Origin of the sequence: Paeniglutamicibacter sulfureus (assembly GCF_039535115.1) — a bacterium.
GTDB lineage: Bacteria > Actinomycetota > Actinomycetes > Actinomycetales > Micrococcaceae > Paeniglutamicibacter > Paeniglutamicibacter sulfureus.
Genome location: NZ_BAAAWO010000001.1, coordinates 3269813 through 3287135, shown reverse-complemented (window position 1 = coordinate 3287135; position 17323 = coordinate 3269813). Strand labels below are relative to the sequence as shown.

Here is a 17323-nt window from a genome sequence, read left to right as displayed (position 1 = left end):
CCCACGTCCCAACGACGAAAGGAGCGCGCGGTGCGCGTGCTGATCCGGCTGGATGGCCAGCGACTTGACCGGGAGCTGGGAACCTTCGCTCCCGGCACGACACTCGCGCAGCTGGTCACCGCCGCAGGCGGCACCGCTCCTCCCCCCGGCTCCACGCTGTACGTGGACGCCGCTGCGGTGCCCGCCGATACCCCGTTGGAGGAGTTGCTGCTGCTGGAGGGCAGCACCATTTCGCTGGCACCCCTCCCCCGCCCCGAGCCCTTGCGCGGCTGGAGCGCCACCCTATCCGGCGGCCTGGATGCAGGTGCGGTTATTCCGCTTCCCGCGCACCGGCCGCTGCTCATCGGCCGTTCCCCGCAGGCGGATCTGGTCCTGCAGACCGAAAGCGCCTCGTGGAACCATGCCAGCCTGGAACTCGAGGGAGACGGCGTGCGGGTCCGTGACTCGGGCTCGACCAACGGAACGCTGCTGGCCGGGGAAGCGGTGGATGGGGACGGCGTACTTGTCACCGCCGGCACCACCCTGGTCATGGGCGGAACGACGGTGCTGCTGCGGCCGGAGATCACGGAGAACCGCGCCCCGGAACCCGGGTCGCTGCACAACCTCACGCCCGCGGCCACCGCGCCGTTCAACCGGCCCCCACGCCCCGGAAACCCGCCGGAACCCGATCCGCTGTCCCCGCCGGTGCGCAAGGACGTCCCCCCGGCCTCCAAGTTCAGCTACATCACCGTGCTGGCCCCGCTGCTGCTGGCCGGGGCCATGGTGATGATGCTGGGAGATGCCCGCTTCGCCATGTTCGCCGCGCTGAGTCCGGTCATGGCCGTGGGCATGTGGTTCGAGCAGAAGCACCGCCGCGCCAAGAACCTCAAGGAAGAGGACGAGCGCTTCACCGCGGCCCTGGCCGACTTCGCCACCGAGATCGCCGACGCGGCGGCGGTCCAGGCCACGCGCCGCCACAGCGAAATCCCCGACCCCGCCACGACCATGCGCATCGCCGCGCTGCCCACGACCAGGCTGTGGCAGCGAAGAGCCGGCTCCGCGGGCTTCCTGGCCCTTAACGCAGGGATCGGCGACGTGCCCTGGGCCCCCCGGCTCGATGACCGCTCCGCCCCGGTTCCCGACCGCCTGGTGCGCGAGGCACTGGAGGCCAGCCGGATCCCCGCGGCCCCCGTGCTGGTGGACCTCACCGACGCCGGCGTCGTGGGCATCGTCGGGGACCGCGCCGGAGCCTTGGCCCTGGCCAGGTCCCTGCTCACCCAGGCCGCCGTGCACGCGGGGCCCGCAGATTTGTCCATCGCGGTGTTCTGCGACCGCGGACGCCACGAGGAATGGTCTTGGGCCTCCTGGCTGCCACACACCCGGCGGCTGGGCACCGGCACCTCCGAACGCTGGCTCTCCGACGAACGCCGGCGCAGCGCGGCCCTGTTGCGCGCCCTGCGCGATGGGCTCGAGGAGTCCACCGGCGGCACCACGCTGCTGGTGCTGGATTCCGAGGTGCTCACCGAGGGCCGCGACGCCCCGGCACGCGAGCTGCTGGGCCACGGCCGCTCGGTCCCGGGACTCGGCGGCCGCGGCACGGCGCAGGGACCGCGGGTCTCGGGCATCGTGATCGCCGCCTCCGAGCAGCAGCTGCCCGCCTCCTGCACCACCGTCATCACGGTGGGAACCGACGCCGCGGCATCCGTGCACGACCTCGGCGAGCTCACGAACGTGGGCGACACGGTGTTGGCCGGCATCGGCCTCGAGGCCGCGGAACGCTGCGCCATGGACCTGGCGCGCTTCGACGACCCGGAGCTGGTGGTACCCGGCGCCGCGCTGCCCTCCCTGGTGCGCCTGCCCGAGCTGGCCGGCATGCCGGCCAGCGACGCCGAGTCGATCCGCACGCAGTGGGCCAAGGCCAAGGGTTTCTCCGCCCCGATCGGCACCTCCGAATCCGGGCCGATGTCCCTTGACCTGGTCAAGGACGGGCCACACGGGCTGGTCGGCGGCACCACGGGTTCGGGCAAGAGCGAGTTCCTGCGCTCCCTGGTCGCCGGACTCGCCGCACGCAACGACGCCACCCGGCTGAACTTCATCCTCATCGACTTCAAGGGGGGCGCCGCCTTCGCCGCCTGCGAAGCCCTGCCGCACACCATCGGCACCATCTCCAACCTCGACGAGCAGCTGGCCGACCGGGCCCTGCGCTCCCTCGAGGCGGAGATGGCCCGCCGCCAGCGCATCTTCGCCGCCGCCGGCGAGGACATCGACAACCTCGATGCCTACCTGGCCACAAACCCGGAAGAGCCGATGCCCCGGCTGCTGCTGGTGGTCGACGAATTCGCGATGCTGGCCAAGGACTTCCCCGAGGTGCTCTCCTCGCTGGTCTCCGTCGCCGCGGTCGGGCGAACCCTGGGCGTGCACATGATCCTGGCCACCCAGCGCCCCGCCGGCGTGGTCAACGACGACATCCTGGCCAACACCAACCTGCGCGTGGCCCTGCGCGTCCAAAGCCGCGACGACTCTTCCAACGTCATCGGCGTCCCGGCAGCCGCCGGCATTTCCCGCGCGCAGACCGGGCGGGCCTACATCAAGCTGGGGCAGGACGAGATCACCCCGGTGCAGACGGCACTGGTCACCGGGCGCGCCTCGCGGGCAGCCTCCGACGAACTGGTGCTCGATGAGATCGGGCACTTTGGCATCGCGGTTCCGCCGCGGGCCCCGGCGCCGGGAGCCGAATCCGAGGACAGCGACCTGGACGGGCTCATCGAGGCCATCAACCAGGCCCACCGGGCTGCCGGGTTCGGGGAGCCTCGGCCGGTCTGGCCCGTGGCGCTGGGCGAGCGCGTCCCGCTGGCCGGCTTCCCTGCCGACGGCACCGGCACCGGTCCCGCCCACCGCGCCTCAACGATCCCGGTGGTGGGTTCGGTGCGCGGGCGCTGCATCGAGGTCGCGCTGAAGGACGAGCCCGAGGCCCAGCGTCAGTCCCCCGCCGGCTGGGACCTGGCCAAGGGCAACCTGCTGTTGCTGGGCATCGCAGGTTCCGGCACCAGCACCGCGCTGGCATCCCTGGCCCTGGCCGCCGCGGCCGCCAAGGACCCGCGGGAACTTGACCTGCTGGTGCTGGACCTGGGGTCCCGCGCCCTGGCCCCGCTGGCGGCGCTGCCGCACACCTCCGCCTACGTGGGCACCGGACCCGGCGCCAAGGAGCAGCAGGCCCGCTTCCTGCGGCACCTGCGCACCGAGCTGGCGCGCAGGCGCGCCGACCCCGGCTCACGCCGCGAGACGCTCGTGCTCATCGACGGGCTGGCCACGCTGCGCGACGAATTCCAGGACTACGACGGCCAGGGGCTGTTGGATGCCCTGAACCGCGCCTACGCCGACGGACCGGCCCTGGGGCTGTACTTCGCCGTGGCGACCACCCGCGCCAAGGCGGTGCCCTCGGCGATCGACGAGGTCACCATCCAGAAATGGCTCTACCGGCTGGCCGATCCCTACGACTACTCGGCCCTGGGCGTGCGCGGGAGCAACATCCCGGCCGCGGTGCCCGGGCGCTGCGTGGATGCCGGGACGCTGCGGCAGATGCACATCGCCACCCCCGGCACCGACCTGGCCGCAGCGGTGGAATCCGTCGCCGCGCGCTGGCCCGGCACCGCGCCGAAGGCCGCCGCCATCGGCCGGCTGCCCGAGGAGCTGACCGTCGCCGAACTCGGCATGCCTGCGCAACTTCAGGGCGAGCCATGGCGCTTCCCGGTCGGGTTGCGCGAGGAGGACCTGGCCCCGGGAGTGCTCGAGGTCTACGAGGGCGAACACGTGCTCATTTCCGGGCCCGCACGCTCGGGCAAGTCGACGCTGTTGCTGGCCCTTGCCGAGTCGATCCGCGCCTCCTCCGCCGACGGGGAGCCGGTGGCAGTGTGGGGCGCCTGCGGCCGGCGTTCCCCGCTGGCCAACGCCGGCCTGGACAAGGTGGCCGTGGGACCGGAGGACCTCCCGGCCCTGCTGGCCTCGATCCGTCTGGAGCGCGGACCCGTGGTGTTGCTGGTGGACGACGCCGAACGCTTCGAGGATTCCGATGCATCCCTGGCCAACCTGTTGGCCTCCGGGCAGCGGGTCTGCGTGATCGCCGCGGGCCGCTCAGCTGACTTGCGGGCCCTGTATGCGCACTGGACCAAGACGCTGCGCAAGTCCCGTTGCGGGGTGCTGCTGCAGCCCGACGTCGACTACGACGGGGAGCTACTCGGCGTCACCCTGCCGCGCCGCGCCCCGGTGGCGGTGACCCCCGGCCGAGGCTACCTCTGCGTGGGCGGGACGCCGGCATTCATCCAGTCCATGGGGCCGGGGACAACGCCCGGCGCCTGATTCGGACCCCCAGGGATACGAATAGCCGATGCCCGGGAAGGTCCGCGAAAGCGGGCCTTCTCAGCCCGACATGGGCAAAAAGGCGAAAAGGCTGACCATCGCCCCCACGACGGCCCCGGCAAAGACCTGGCTGCTGGTGTGGTGCCTGAGCTGAACCCGTGACCAGCTGAGTATTCCCACCACGGCCACCGCCACGGCAGCGCCATAAGGCCGGTCTTCAAGGATGTGGAGGGCCACGAAGGCGGCAACGGCCACATGGATCGAAATCTTCCAGCGCAGTGTGATGCCCCCGGTGATCAGCAGGCCCGCCAAGATCAGCAACACCTCACGCAGGAGGACCGGTTCGACCCGAAGCCACACCATCAGCGTCAGGCCCAGCAGGATCGAGGCCAACGCGGTTAAAAGCAACGGCCACCGCTGTTCGCGCCGGGTGATGTGGATGTCACTGACTTTCCCGGTCTTGCGGGCCCAGACGAGGACTGCCCACGGGATGAGCATGGTGAAGGTGGTGGCCACGAACGCATGGGGCCAGGAGACCTGCGGGAATCTCAGCGGGGTGAACATCAACAGCGCGGTGACCAGGACGGTCGGGGCGCAGAGATGGGATATCAGCCATGGCAGTTGCCTGGAACGGGGAAGGGGCATGGTTCCTGGGTTTCCTGGAATCGGAGGTGGGCGCGGGTCACTGATCTTCCGTCCCGGTGCGCCGGGTCATCGAGACCGTGAGGGCATCAATCGCTGCCTGTTCGGCAGTCCGCGACTACCGGCTACCCGCGGGTGGTGATGCCAAACGGGTCGCTGGCCAGGTCGGTGAAGTTGCCGACCCCGGCCCGCAGGATGCAGTTCGGGGTGACGGACAGCGCCGTGACCACCAGCCCGTCGGCGGATACCGCCAGGGAACCGGAACAGCCGTCGGAGAAGCGCACGCCCTTCTCGCCCCCGGCCACCGCGGCGAGCATTGCCGAGGCCTTGCCCGTGGACGGGGAGGTGTAGAGCGGGTTCAGCACGTCTTCGCCGCCGGGCCACACCGGCACCAGGGTGACCGGAAGCGCGGTCTGGCTCACCGTTCGCGCCGGGGTGACGACCTTGATGTCCCGCAGCCGCTGCACCGGATACGCCGAGCCGGCCGCCGCGGGGTCCGACACCGCTGCGGTGGTTGCCGCGGCCGAAGCTTCCAGCCATTGCTCCAGGGCGTTCACACCGACCAGTTCCACCGGAATCCTTGCGCTGGCCTCGACGCTTCCCTTGGCCGGGACGGTGATCCCGGCAAGACTCCACCCGCAGGTTGCGGAGATGCCAGTCAGGCTCGGCTGGTTGCGTGTTGCCTCGATCTTCTCCCAGGTCGCCGGCGGACAGGACGCTGACGCGGACGCGCCCGGAAGCACCTCGAGGAAGGGCCCGCCCAGCGGCGCCTTCTGCGCCGCATAGGTGATCGTCAGCTTCACTTCGTGCGCCTGGGCGTCGTATTGGGCACTGCGGCTGACGGACAACCCACTGGGCAGCGGGGCGTCCTGCTGGCTCGCGGTGGAATCTGCTGCCGGTGCCGCTGCGGGGGTCTCGGGCTTCGCCAGCGCCATGGCCCCGATGACGATGGCGATGGCCGCCACGAGGCCGCCGGCGATCAGCGCGATGGCCTTGCCGTGCAGCCATGCCGGCCGCCACCCGGCGCGTGCAGGGGCGGGTGCCGGCTGCGGGCGGGGCCGCAATTCGGACCGCGGCATCGACCGCACCACGGTGTGCTGGCCCACCGGACCCAGTTCGGGGAGCACGGAGGCGCCGGATCCGGAATCCTGAACCGCGTCCGACCCTGGATCCGGCGCCGCGGCCGCGCCCCGCAGCACCGTGGCCGGACGGTCAAGGGGCTGGAAGTCCTCGGGTTGGGCGGCCAACGGCAAGGCCGGCAGGTCGGCGAATTGGGCAGCCAGCCGACGCAGCCGCGCCGCGGCCTCGGGCGCGCCCGGCCGTTGGCGCGGGTCCTTGCCCAATAGCGACTCAAGCGCCTCCCACAGGGCGTCGGGCACCGCCAACCGCGGCGGCAGGGTGGTCACGTGACGGTAGGCGAGGGTAAAATCGGTCCCCGTCCCGGCGTACGGAGTCCGCCCGGACAGCATCTCGTAGAGCATGATGCCGGTGGCGTAGAGATCGGCGGCGGGCCCGGTCTCGCCGGTGCTGAGCAGTTCGGGCGGCATGTAGGCGGGGGTTCCCACCATGCCGGTGGTGTGTCGGGATTTTTCGTGCATGACCGAGGCGATGCCGAAGTCCGAGACCCGCACGGCTCCTGTAAGTCCTGGCTTCCACGGTTCGGCCAGCAGCACATTGTCGGGCTTGATGTCCCGGTGCGTCGTGTTTCGGGTGTGCGCATACGCAATGGCGTCCAGCATCTCGGCGCAGATGGCCAACGCGTCTGCAGCGGCAAGCGTACGGCGGTCCTCGAGCAGGTCGCGGAGGGATCCACCGGGCACCAGGTCCATGAGGATGGCGAGCCTTTCGCCCTCGACCACCAGGTCCCTGACCGCCACGATGTTCGGGTGCCGCAGTGCCAAAAGCACCGAGCGTTCCTTCACGAAACGCTCAACGAGGGCGGGGTCGTGGGCGTGTTCCGGGCGCAGCACCTTGGCCGCGAGGTCGGGGTCGCCCGGGAGCGCGCTGACCCGCCACACCTCGCCCACCGCACCGGAGCCGAGGGGCTCGACGAAGCGGTAGGAGGCGCCAAGCGCGTCACCGGGCTGCACGTTTGCCATTTTTTTTCGTCTGCTCCTTGGTTAAGCAGCAATTGTTCGTGCCGGCCCGAGTGGGTCGGCACGAACAATTGCCATCCGGGCCCAGCGGGGCCCGTCGGGATTACTCTGCTTCGAGCGCTGCCGCCGCGAGCGGATCCGAATCATTGAGGAAGCGGCCGATGCGATCGACTTCCTCGGCTTCGCCGATTGCTGCGGCGGCGCGCTGCAGCGCATAAAGCGAACGCAGGAAACCGCGGTTGGGTACATGTGCCCAAGGCACCGGACCCTGTCCGCGCCAACCGGCCTTGCGCAGGGCGTCAAGGCCGCGGTGGTAGCCCACGCGGGCGTAGGCGTAGGACTCGACGGTGCGGCCCTCCGCATGCGCCTCGTTGGCCAGCAGGGCCCAGCCCAGCGAGGAGGCCGGGAAGGCAGCGGCAATGTCCACCGCTTCGTCTCCGGCTTCCAGCCGCGCCTTGACCTCGGTTTCCTCCGGCAACAGGGTTGCGGGGATGCCGAGCAGGTTTGCTCCAAGATCTGCCATGGCTACTTCAGCGCCTTTCCTGCGGAACCGAGCTGACGTGCGGCCTCCACGATGCGGGCGGCCATCGAAGCCTCGGCGGCGGCACCCCAGACGCGCGGATCGTAGGTCTTCTTGTTGCCGACCTCGCCGTCGATCTTCAGCACGCCGTCGTAGTTGGCAAGCATGTGGCCGGCCACCGGGCGGGTGAAGGCGTACTGGGTGTCGGTGTCGATGTTCATCTTGATGACACCGTAGGAAACCGCGTCGGCGATTTCCTTGTCGGAGGAACCCGAGCCACCGTGGAAGACGAGGTCGAACGGGTTGGCCTTGCCAAGCTTGGACCCGACCTGCTCCTGGATGTCCTTGAGGATCTCCGGACGCAGCTTGACGTTGCCCGGCTTGTACACGCCGTGCACGTTGCCGAAAGTCAGAGCCGTGATGTAGCGGCCGTTTTCGCCGGCGCCCAGGGCCTCGATGGTGGCCATGGCGTCCTCGACGGTGGAGTACAGCTTGTCGTTGATGGCGTTTTCCACGCCGTCTTCCTCGCCGCCCACGGCACCGATCTCGACCTCAAGGATCTGCTTGGCCGCGGCGGTGCGCGGCAGCAACTCCTTGGCGATGCGCAGGTTCTCTTCGAGGGTCTCTGCGGAACCGTCCCACATGTGCGAGTTGAAGTACGGGTTGCGGCCGGCGGCGACCTCGGCCTCGGAGGCCGCCAGCAGCGGCAGGACGAATTCGTCGAGCTTGTCGGCCGGGCAGTGGTCGGTGTGCAGCGCGATGTTCACGCCGTAGCTCTTGGCCACTTCGCGCGCGAACGCGGCAAAGGCCAGCGAACCGGTGACCATGTTCTTGACGGAGGCACCCGACCAGTAGGCTGCGCCACCGGTGGACACCTGAATGATTCCGTCGGATTCTGCTTCCGCGAAGCCGCGGATTGCGGCATTCAGGGTTTGCGACGACGTCACGTTGACTGCGGGGAAGGCGTAGCCGCCGGCCTTCGCAGAATCAATCATGGCGTTGTACTTTTCCGGTGTTGCGATGGGCATACTGACTCCTATGTAGAAAAGGAATATGTGGGGAGTAGACCTCGTTGGCTGTTCCCATCCTATCTACTTGTGTGCTGGATCGCTTACGGGATGACGCGAGGCCACCGAAGGGCGGCTCTGCGTGGTGGGTTTGTGTAGTTTGTCCGTGATCGCCTCGACCCCGAGCGAGGACACGTAGGTGACCGATCGGCCTTCCCACCCACTGATCTTTTCCGTATTACCGAGGGTTTCCCCCCGTCCTCGCCCAGGACTGTTGCGTTCTAGCCCCAAGCGCGCGTTGATCTTTTCAAAGAGAAGGATAGCAATTGCGGCTAACTTTAGTGGGCCGCTTTTTCTTCCCGAAATTGAGTCCGGGAGGCCCCGGCCAGCCCGGATGCGCCGGTCACTTCAGCGGCGGATCTGGGTCAGGCCCGGGTCGCCGAAAACCAAAAACTACGGCTATTTCGCTGTGCTTGCGGACGAAGACAGAGTCTCCATGCCGCCACTTGTGGTCGACGCGCCACTTGACGATTCCGTGGCCGGAGTCCCGGATCGCGATTCAGGCAATTTACTCGATGACTCGGTCGAGGTGCTCGTCGACGACTCGGTCGAGGTGCTCGTCGACGACTCGGTCGAGGTGCTCGTCGACGACTCGGTTGACGCGCTGCTTGACGACTCGGTCGGTTCGACGGACGGTGAAACCGTGGGTTCCGTGGTGGCCGGGGATGAACTGGTCGGCGGAGTAGTTTCGTCGCTCGGCGTAGGCGTCGGACTCGTTTCGGGTGTCGCCGAATTTGTGGGAGAAGGATCGGGAGTGTCGGTCGGTGAGGGTGTGGAGCTCGGCGTAGGCGTCGGACTCGTTTCGGGTGTCGCCGACTTTGTGGGAGAAGGATCGGGAGTGTCGGTCGGTGAGGGTGTGGAGCTCGGCGTAGGCGTCGGTTTTGTCGAGGGCTTTGTGTCGGGCGTGGGCGTGGGCTTTTGGCTCGGTTTCGGCCGTGGGGATTCTTTGCCTGGTGCCGTTGACTTGGGCGGGGTCGTGGTCGGTTCCGGCATCTCCACCTCGATGTCGTGGCCGTTCCGGCTCTCGGTCCGCGGCGCCCCCAAGTTGCGGATCGGTTCGGCGGCAATGGTGGTACGGCGCGAATCGATTTTCGCACTTGGCTGGCCGGGGATGACGGGCAGGAAGTTCCGGGGATCGTTCCAGCGTCCGTTGATGATCACTTCGTAGTGCACGTGGCAGCCGGTCGAGTTGCCCGTGGTGCCGCTGAGCGCAATGAGCTGACCCTGGCTGACGGTGTCGCCCGCCCTGGCGATGAGCCGCGAGTTGTGGCTGTAGCCGGTGCGCACCGAGGAGCCGTGGTCGATCGTCACGCGCATCCCAGAGTGGCCGGCCCAAGCCGACTGGACGACCACCCCGTCCGCTGTCGCATACACCGGGGAACCGCAGGGCAGGCCGTAGTCCTGTCCGATGTGGATCTGCGTCCCCGGACCGGTCGGGTTGTTCCGCCAGCCATACGGGCTGGTGATGAATCTCGAGGAAACCGGGTGGATCAGTTGGATCCCACCTGGTAGTACACCCAACGGCCCCACATTTTGTCCCACGAGTTGACCGGCGAATTGCCCGGTTGTCCCCCCGGAGCCCTGTGCCGATCCCGGGTCGGAGGCATCGGGCAAAGGCAGGCCTTCGGCCGCGCTGGTGATGTTCTCCGTGTCCCAGGCTATGGCGTCGATCCCGCTCAGCAGCGAGAGCTCGACAGGTTGCCTGTAGGCGGCCCCCTCGATCGCAAGCGGGGACGATGCCACGGGAATGGAGGCCACTTGGCGGTCGGCCAGTGTCGGTGTGCTCGAGACTGCAAGTGCGGCAACGATGGCGATTCCCGCGGCAGCTACTCGGGCTGACTTCGGCTGCCTACGTATCTGGGATGGCTTGGGCAGCGGAAACGGATGATTGACGCGATGCTTCTTCACCAGCGGGCCTCTCCGTTCCCCGGTCCGACACCAGGGCCGGTCCCGTCGCACGAGCGTCGGCGTCGTCCCGCTTTGGGAACGGTGACTGCACAAGCCCACCGCACGGGAACGAGCGCCCAATATTTACGCTAACTGAAGGACGGCACGGAAAGAAGGGATATTGGCCATGGGCCTGGCATTCTGGCCAAGCGGCTACGTTGGGCTAAACCGTCTGGTTAAAAACGTGGCGTCGGATCCACGCATGCATGGCGATTCCGGCTGCCGAAGCAGCGTTGATGGATCGGGTGGAACCGAATTGTTCGATTGACAATGTTGCCTCGGCGCTTTGGTGGACTTCCTCGCTCAGCCCCGGCCCCTCTTGGCCGAAGACGAGCACGCAATTGCGTGGCAGCTCATAGGTCTCCAGCTTCTGGGAATCCGGGAAAATGTCGATACCGATGATCGCCAACCCTTCACCCTGGGCCCACGCAACGAAATCCTCGACCGTCGGGTGGTGGCGGACGTGCTGGTAGCGGTCGGTGACCATTGCCCCGCGCTTGTTCCAGCGCCGTCGGCCGATGATGTGCACCTCCTTGGCCAGAAAGGCGTTGGCGGTGCGCACCACGGTGCCAATGTTCATGTCGTGCTGCCAGTTTTCGATGGCAATGTGGAAGTCGTGGCGGCGCTCGTCAAGGTCGGCGATGATCGCCTCCATGGACCAGTAGCGGTACTTGTCCGCCACATTGCGCCGGTCCCCCAGTTCCAGCAGCTCACGGTCGAAGTGATCGCCGGATGGAAACTCGCCCTCCCACGGGCCGAGACCCACCTCGGGGCGTTCCTCATAGACGGGATCGTACTCGGTGGGTTCTGGTGCGGGGGTTTCAACGGCGGAAGTCACTCCTCAAGGGTAGTCGCCAATGGTCCCGCACCGGATCCCGGCCCTAAAACACCAGGTCGGGAAACCACGCGTGCAATGGCGTGCGGCCGGTTGATGGCAAACTTGGCTAAGGCACGATTGGTTCGCCGGGTTTTCCTCCGGCCCGGAACGCAAGGAGGATCCATGCCCATCATCGACAACGCGATCTACGTCAAGGGCAAGCGAGTGATCCATCCCCCGGACCTCAGCTCCACGTTCGAGTCCATGAAGGAGTCCGGCGGCATGGCCTGGCTGGGACTCTATCGACCCGACGAGGCCGAAATGCGGGAAGTCTCCGAGGAACTGGGCCTTCACGAACTGGCGGTGGAAGACACGCTCGCCGGCCACCAGCGTCCCAAGCTGGAGCACTACGGCGACCACCTCTTTGTGGTGCTTCGACCGGCCCGCTACATTGACGAATCGGAAAAGGTCGAGTTCGGGGAACTGCACGTCTACGTCGGTGCCGATTTCGTGGTGACGGTACGCCACGCGGAGTCTCCCAAACTGGCGCAAGTGCGCCACCGGCTCGAGGACGAAGCCGGGCTCTTGGCGATCGGTCCCGAGGCCGTCCTTTACGCCGTCGTTGACCAGGTCGTGGACGAATACGAGCCGGTGTTTGCGGGCCTGAGCAACGACATCGACGAGATCGAGGACCAGCTGTTCTCCGGGACCCCGAACGTCTCGCGGCGCATCTACGAGCTGTCCCGGGAGGTCATTGAATTCCAGCGCGCGCTCGCGCCGCTGGAGGACGTCCTCACCCGTTTGCGCAGGGACTTCAGGCTCAGCGACATTTCCGAGGACGACGCCCTGGAACTTGACCGCAAGCTCATCGACGTCCAGGACCACGCGATCCGGCTCACCGAGCGCATTACCTCCTTCCGCGCCCTGCTGACCAACGCCCTGTCGCTGTCCTCGACGCTGGCTTCCCAGCGGGCCACGGAGGCGGGACTGGCGCAAAACGAGCAGATGAAGAAGATCTCGGCGTGGGCCGCCATCCTCTTTGCCCCGAGCCTGGTCACCGGCGTGTACGGCATGAACTTCACGCACATGCCTGAATTGGACTTCACTTTTGGCTATCCGGCCGCGATCGGGCTGATGGTCGCCCTCGGAGTTGGACTCTTTGCCATCTTCAAGAAGAACAATTGGCTCTAGGTCTGCCCGGGGCTTCGTGCAATGCCGGGAAACCTGAAAGACTAGTGGCAGCAGGAAACCTCTCGAAAGGAACACCCACACGTGTCAACGCATGAACCACGCAACGTCCATGACATTGAATGCTGGCTCACGGACATGGACGGGGTGCTCGTCCATGAAAACCAGGCCATCCCGGGCGCCGCGGACATGATCGCGCATTGGGTCTCTTCCGGCAAGCGCTTCCTGGTGCTGACCAACAACTCGATTTACACCCCACGGGACCTGCGCGCGCGATTGCTTTCCTCCGGGCTGGACGTCCCCGAGGCCAACATCTGGACCTCGGCCATGGCAACCGCGGAGTTCCTGCGCCGCCAGCGGCCGGGCGGCCGGGCCTTCGTGATCGGCGAGGCGGGGTTGACCACCGCGCTGCACGATGCCGGTTTCATCCTGACCGACCAGGATCCGGAGTACGTGGTGCTGGGCGAGACCCGCACCTACTCCTTCGAGGCCATCACCAAGGCCATCCGGTTGATCGCCGGCGGCGCCCGCTTCATCACCACCAACCCGGATGTCACCGGCCCCTCGCCCGAGGGCCTGCTTCCGGCCACCGGTTCCGTGGCGGCGCTGATCACCCAGGCCACCGGCAGCGCCCCATACGTGGTCGGCAAGCCGAACCCGATGATGTTCCGCTCTGCACTGAACCGGATCGACGCGCATTCGGAAACCACCGCGATGATCGGGGACCGCATGGACACTGACATCGTCGCGGGCATGGAGGCAGGGTTGCTGACCATCCTGGTCCACACGGGAATCACCCGTCCCGGCGACGTGGCATCGTTCCCGTTCCGCCCGGATGTGGAACATGATTCGGTGGCCGAGATCCTGGCCGAGCTTCGCGAGGGACGCGTCGGCGAGGATTCGTTCGTTACCTCCGGGCCGCACGAAGACTGATCCGTAGCCAAGACACGGTGGACGTGCCCGGCTCATCCGGGCACGGCCACAGCTGCACCGGCGACCCCGGCTAGGCAAGCTCCAGCTGGTCCGCCACCACGCGCCCATCGTGGATGACGGTGCGGTCGGACCCGCGGTCCATGACGGCGCTGGTCACGGTTTCGCCCGCGAGCAACACCAGGTCGGCGCGATCCCCCACGGCCAGGCCCGGGCGGTCGGTCGTCGAACCCAGCCGGGCCAGGCCCCGGTCCATGATTCCCGCCCCGCCCCAGGTCGCAATGGCCGCGGCGTGTTCGATCAGTTCGTCCTGCCGCAACCCGTGTGTGAAGGCCAGCTGCCAGGTGCGCGAGAGCAGGTCGCAGTCCCCGTAGGGGCTCCAGTAGTCGCGCTGGCCGTCCTCGCCCAGCCCCACCCGGATGCCCGCCGAGGTCATCGCGGCCAGGTTGAACTGCCTGCCCGAGGTCGCCGGGGCCACTGTTGCCCAGGAAATGTCCAGGTCCCCCATGCCCTCCATCACCCGGGCCGTGGCCGCCTCCGAAATATTGCCCAGCTCGTAGGCGTGGGAGAGTGTCACCCGTCCCTCCATGCCCAGTGCCCGGGTGCGTTCCATGACGAGTTCGGTGCTGAAAAGCGCCAGGTGGCCGGGCTCATGGAGGTGAATGTCGACATCCACCTGGTATTTTTCCGCCAATTCGAACACGATGTCCAGGTGCCGCACCGGGTCCCGGTCCAGATGGCAGGGGTCGATGCCGCCCATCACGGTGGCACCGAGCCTCAGCGATTCCTCCAGGTAGGGAACGGTTCCGGGCTCGAGCAGCAGCCCGGCCTGTGGGAAGGCCATGATCTGCACGTCGACGCTGGCGGCAAGTTTTTCCTTGGCGGCGAGCACCGCCTCGAATTTTTCCAGCTTGCAGTCGACATCGATCTGCGCGTAGCTGCGCACCCGGGTGGTGCCGTGGGCGATCATGCGCCGGAGGGTCCCCTCGACCCTCTCGGGCAGCGGAACCTCGGCGTGGCGCCAGTTGTTGCGGTCGTTGAGCATCATGCCCCAGACCCCCGGGGCCCCGGTGTGTTCGCGGAACGGCAGCCCGATCCGGGTAGAGTCCAGGTGCACATGGACATCGGAGAACGCCGGAAGCGCCAGCTGGCCCCGGCCGTCGATTCCCGCGGCCACGGGGAGATCCGGGTTGTGTGGGGCGATGCCGCCGATCCGCCCGTCTGCGAGCTCGAGGTCCACCGCGTCCCGGCCCCATGGCCTCACGTTGCGCACGAGCATTGCCCATTCCCCTTCGTTCGGTGGCCCGTCGGCGTCCGGCGGCGCGGTTTCCACTCTTCCATGCCGCATCGGCCCGGGAATGCAAGCGAATTGGCGTTGCGCGGTCGCCGGGCTGCCGCGGAGATTGGCGCTGGTGCTACTCCCAGCCCTCTGTGGCATCCCGAACCACGGCATAGCGTTCGTAGATGTCCGGCCGGTGCGCCGCTTCGTAGCGCTTCGAACCCACAGGCTCCCACGAGGGAGGCACTGCCGCGCCACTCATCGCCCAGGCTGCCTGGCGTGCCGCGCCCAGGGCCACGTATTCGGCGGTGGCCGGCACGTCGACTGCGACCCCGAAGACTTCGGGGGCGATGCGGCGCACGGCCTCGGATTGCGCCCCGCCGCCGATGAGCAGGATCCGCCCGGTGGAAACGCCCGTGGCGTTTTCCAGGGCCGCCACCGCGTCCTTCATGGAGCACAGCAGGCCCTCGACGATGGCGCGGGCGAATTGTTCGCGGCTGGTAGTGGCCCGCAACCCGTGCATCAGCCCGCTGGCGTTGGGCCGGTTGGGTGTGCGTTCGCCGCCGAGGTAGGGCAGCAGCACCGCACCTCCGGAACCGGTCTGTGCACCCAGTGCCAGGCGGGTGAATTCCTTATGGTCGACCCCGAGCATGCGTGCCCCGAAGTCCAGCACCGGGGCCCCGTTCAGGGTGCAGGCCAGCGGCATGTAGCGCCCGGTGGCATCGACGAACCCGGTGACCAGCCCGCTGCCGTCGTGCACGCTGTGCTCAACGACGGCCGAGGCGACACCCGAAGTGCCGATGGATACACAGACGTCGCCCGGGCCCAGGTCTAGTCCCAGAGCCGCGGCCATGTTGTCCCCGGTGCCCGCAGCGATCTTCGCGCCGCCGCGCGTGTTCCCGACGACCTCGCGGGGACCGGCCAGCCGGGGCAGGATCACCTCGTGACCCAGTGCGGAGGCCGCCAGGTCCGGCCGGAATTCCCGCTTCGAGGTTGAGTAGTACCCGGTGCCGGAGGCGTCCCCGTGGTCGGTGGTCATCTCCTGGCGGCCGCCCAACTGCCAGGTGAGGTAGTCGTGGGGCAGCAGCACCGAGGCGGTGCGCCCTGCGTTGTCGGGTTCGACCTCGCGCATCCAGCGCAGCTTGGAGGCCGTCAGCGAAGCGACCATGACCGAGCCCACCGCGTCGGCGCAACCGGCGGGCCCGCCGAGTTCAGCAACCAGGTCCTTGGCCTGCGGTGCGGAGGAGGTGTCGTTCCACAGCATCGCGTCGCGCACCGGTTCCCCGTCGGCATCCAACGCCACCATGCCGTGCTGCTGGCCGGCCACGGACACTGCCGCTGCCCGCTCCAGCAGCCCGTCGGTGGCGCCATCCATGGCCTCGAGCCAGCGGGCCGGGTCGATCTGGGTACCCTCGGGGTGCGGCATGCGGCGCTGGTCGACGACCTCGCCGGTCCCGGCGTCCACCAGGACCGCCTTGCAGGATTGGGTGGATGAATCAATTCCCAGGACGTACTGCGAACCCATCGAAGGCCCCTTCGTTACTGTGCGGTGGCGACATGGATGGTGACACCGAGCTCGCGCAGCCGGGCGCGGTGGTGTTCGGGCAACGCGTCGTCGATGACGACATCGTCAAAGCCCTCCACGTCCATGACGTGGTAGAGGCCGGTGGACTCGAACTTCGAGCTGTCGACCAGCAGCACCTTGCGCGCGGCCATTGCGATCATGGCTCGCTTGGTCAGCGCGGCCTCTGCATCGGGGTGGAACAGCGCGTCGTTCTTCACCGCCGTGGTGGACACGAAGACCACGTCGGCGGTGATGCGGTGCAGTTGCTCGACCACGACGGAGCCGAGGAACGAGTCCGTTTCCGTGTAGTACTGGCCACCCAGGCCAACCAGGGCGATGTCCGGCTGGCAGGCGACGATGTTCATCAGCGGCAGCGAATGCGTGATGACGGTGGAGGGACGCCGCCCGGCCAGGTAGGCGCCCATGGCACCGACCGTTGTCGAATCGTCCAGTCCCACCACGGCGCCGGCGGGGATCAGCGCGGCGGCTGCCCGGGCCAGTGCATCCTTGGCGGCCGCGTTCATGTGCCGGCGCAGCCGCACATCGCGTTCGGCCATGCGGCTGGTGATGGCGCGGGCTCCCCCGCGGACGCGTTCGAGGCGGCCGTCCCTGGAAAGAAGCTCGAGGTCGCGGTGGATGGTCATGGCGCTGACGCCGAAGCGCTCGGCCAATTCCTCGACCTTGACGTCTTGGGCCTTGGCAACGTATTGCGTGACCTCGTCGCGGCGGGTTTCCGGGGGCAGGCCGATGCGCGCGGGCTGCGCCGAGGCCTCCACACAAAACTCTTCAATAGTCACAACATTCATGATAGATCCGTCACCCGGTGAAACAAAAAGTACAAGACATCTATCTAATTTAACAGATTTCTTGTGATCTTTGTCTTGTTTGGTGTTAGATTGAGGCGATCACCACGACGAAGTGCAGGACGCAAGGGAGCG

The 17323-nt window shown here is 67.7% G+C and carries 12 protein-coding genes and 1 pseudogene; 4 read left to right on the top strand and 9 right to left on the bottom strand.

Annotated elements, in window-relative coordinates:
• Positions 1 to 30 precede the first annotated feature (30 nt).
• Entirely contained in the window at positions 31 to 4335 is a 4305-nt protein-coding gene (locus ABD687_RS15025; protein ID WP_310289997.1) for a type VII secretion EssC family protein, read from the top strand.
• Positions 4336 to 4395: 60 nt separating this feature from the next.
• On the opposite strand, the gene ABD687_RS15020 is transcribed toward ABD687_RS15025, so the two are convergent.
• From ABD687_RS15020 to fbaA, 4 genes are all read right to left on the bottom strand, one after another.
• Positions 4396 to 4980 (bottom strand): hypothetical protein, encoded by a 585-nt coding sequence (locus ABD687_RS15020; RefSeq protein ID WP_310290000.1) that lies wholly within the window; start codon positions 4978 to 4980, stop codon positions 4396 to 4398.
• A 122-nt stretch (positions 4981 to 5102) separates the two neighbouring features.
• Entirely contained in the window at positions 5103 to 7076 is a 1974-nt protein-coding gene (locus ABD687_RS15015; protein WP_310290003.1) for a serine/threonine-protein kinase, read from the bottom strand.
• 100 nt (positions 7077 to 7176) lie between these two features.
• On the bottom strand, positions 7177 to 7596 hold the full coding sequence (locus ABD687_RS15010; RefSeq protein ID WP_310290005.1) for a DUF3151 domain-containing protein: 420 nt from the start codon (positions 7594 to 7596) through the stop codon (positions 7177 to 7179).
• A gap of 2 nt (positions 7597 to 7598) precedes the next feature.
• Entirely contained in the window at positions 7599 to 8621 is a 1023-nt protein-coding gene (gene fbaA, locus ABD687_RS15005; protein WP_302263211.1) for a class II fructose-bisphosphate aldolase, read from the bottom strand.
• A 475-nt stretch (positions 8622 to 9096) separates the two neighbouring features.
• Here fbaA and ABD687_RS15000 point away from each other — a divergent pair, with 475 nt between their 5' ends.
• Complete coding sequence (locus ABD687_RS15000) at positions 9097 to 9828, top strand: hypothetical protein (RefSeq protein WP_302263212.1); 732 nt, start codon at positions 9097 to 9099, stop codon at positions 9826 to 9828.
• Positions 9829 to 9851: 23 nt separating this feature from the next.
• Here the strand turns inward: ABD687_RS15000 and ABD687_RS20755 are convergent.
• Positions 9852 to 10034: pseudogene (locus ABD687_RS20755) on the bottom strand (M23 family metallopeptidase); the annotation flags it as partial.
• Positions 10035 to 10770: 736 nt separating this feature from the next.
• The gene (locus tag ABD687_RS14995) at positions 10771 to 11445 is read right to left on the bottom strand and encodes a TrmH family RNA methyltransferase (RefSeq protein ID WP_310290007.1); all 675 of its coding nucleotides are present in this window, start codon (positions 11443 to 11445) and stop codon (positions 10771 to 10773) included.
• 162 nt (positions 11446 to 11607) lie between these two features.
• Here ABD687_RS14995 and corA point away from each other — a divergent pair, with 162 nt between their 5' ends.
• The gene (corA, locus tag ABD687_RS14990; RefSeq protein ID WP_302263217.1) at positions 11608 to 12615 is read left to right on the top strand and encodes a magnesium/cobalt transporter CorA; all 1008 of its coding nucleotides are present in this window, start codon (positions 11608 to 11610) and stop codon (positions 12613 to 12615) included.
• Positions 12616 to 12750: 135 nt separating this feature from the next.
• A complete protein-coding gene (locus tag ABD687_RS14985; RefSeq protein ID WP_302263372.1) occupies positions 12751 to 13545 on the top strand; it encodes an HAD-IIA family hydrolase in 795 nt (264 codons plus the stop codon).
• 70 nt (positions 13546 to 13615) lie between these two features.
• Here ABD687_RS14985 and ABD687_RS14980 read toward each other — a convergent pair whose 3' ends face one another.
• The 3 genes from ABD687_RS14980 to ABD687_RS14970 all read right to left on the bottom strand — a co-directional run bounded on the left by ABD687_RS14980 (position 13616) and on the right by ABD687_RS14970 (position 17191).
• On the bottom strand, positions 13616 to 14821 hold the full coding sequence (locus ABD687_RS14980; RefSeq protein WP_302263373.1) for an amidohydrolase family protein: 1206 nt from the start codon (positions 14819 to 14821) through the stop codon (positions 13616 to 13618).
• Between the two features lie 136 nt (positions 14822 to 14957).
• Positions 14958 to 16346, bottom strand: a complete 1389-nt coding sequence (gene xylB, locus ABD687_RS14975; protein ID WP_302263218.1) for a xylulokinase — start codon at positions 16344 to 16346, stop codon at positions 14958 to 14960.
• 14 nt (positions 16347 to 16360) lie between these two features.
• Positions 16361 to 17191, bottom strand: coding sequence for a DeoR/GlpR family DNA-binding transcription regulator (locus tag ABD687_RS14970; protein ID WP_302263219.1), 831 nt, complete (start codon positions 17189 to 17191; stop codon positions 16361 to 16363).
• Positions 17192 to 17323: the final 132 nt, after the last annotated feature.

What these genes read in the sequence shown, in the direction of transcription:
- ABD687_RS15020 (WP_310290000.1), bottom strand. Translation starts at nt 4,980, where the DNA reads ATGCCCCTTCCCCGTTCCAGGCAACTGCCATGGCTGATATCCCATCTC.
- ABD687_RS15015 (WP_310290003.1), bottom strand. Translation starts at nt 7,076, where the DNA reads ATGGCAAACGTGCAGCCCGGTGACGCGCTTGGCGCCTCCTACCGCTTC.
- ABD687_RS15010 (WP_310290005.1), bottom strand. Translation starts at nt 7,596, where the DNA reads ATGGCAGATCTTGGAGCAAACCTGCTCGGCATCCCCGCAACCCTGTTG.
- fbaA (WP_302263211.1), bottom strand. Translation starts at nt 8,621, where the DNA reads ATGCCCATCGCAACACCGGAAAAGTACAACGCCATGATTGATTCTGCG.
- ABD687_RS15000 (WP_302263212.1), top strand. Translation starts at nt 9,097, where the DNA reads ATGCCGCCACTTGTGGTCGACGCGCCACTTGACGATTCCGTGGCCGGA.
- corA (WP_302263217.1), top strand. Translation starts at nt 11,608, where the DNA reads ATGCCCATCATCGACAACGCGATCTACGTCAAGGGCAAGCGAGTGATC.
- ABD687_RS14985 (WP_302263372.1), top strand. Translation starts at nt 12,751, where the DNA reads ATGGACGGGGTGCTCGTCCATGAAAACCAGGCCATCCCGGGCGCCGCG.
- ABD687_RS14980 (WP_302263373.1), bottom strand. Translation starts at nt 14,821, where the DNA reads ATGCTCGTGCGCAACGTGAGGCCATGGGGCCGGGACGCGGTGGACCTC.
- xylB (WP_302263218.1), bottom strand. Translation starts at nt 16,346, where the DNA reads ATGGGTTCGCAGTACGTCCTGGGAATTGATTCATCCACCCAATCCTGC.
- ABD687_RS14970 (WP_302263219.1), bottom strand. Translation starts at nt 17,191, where the DNA reads ATGAATGTTGTGACTATTGAAGAGTTTTGTGTGGAGGCCTCGGCGCAG.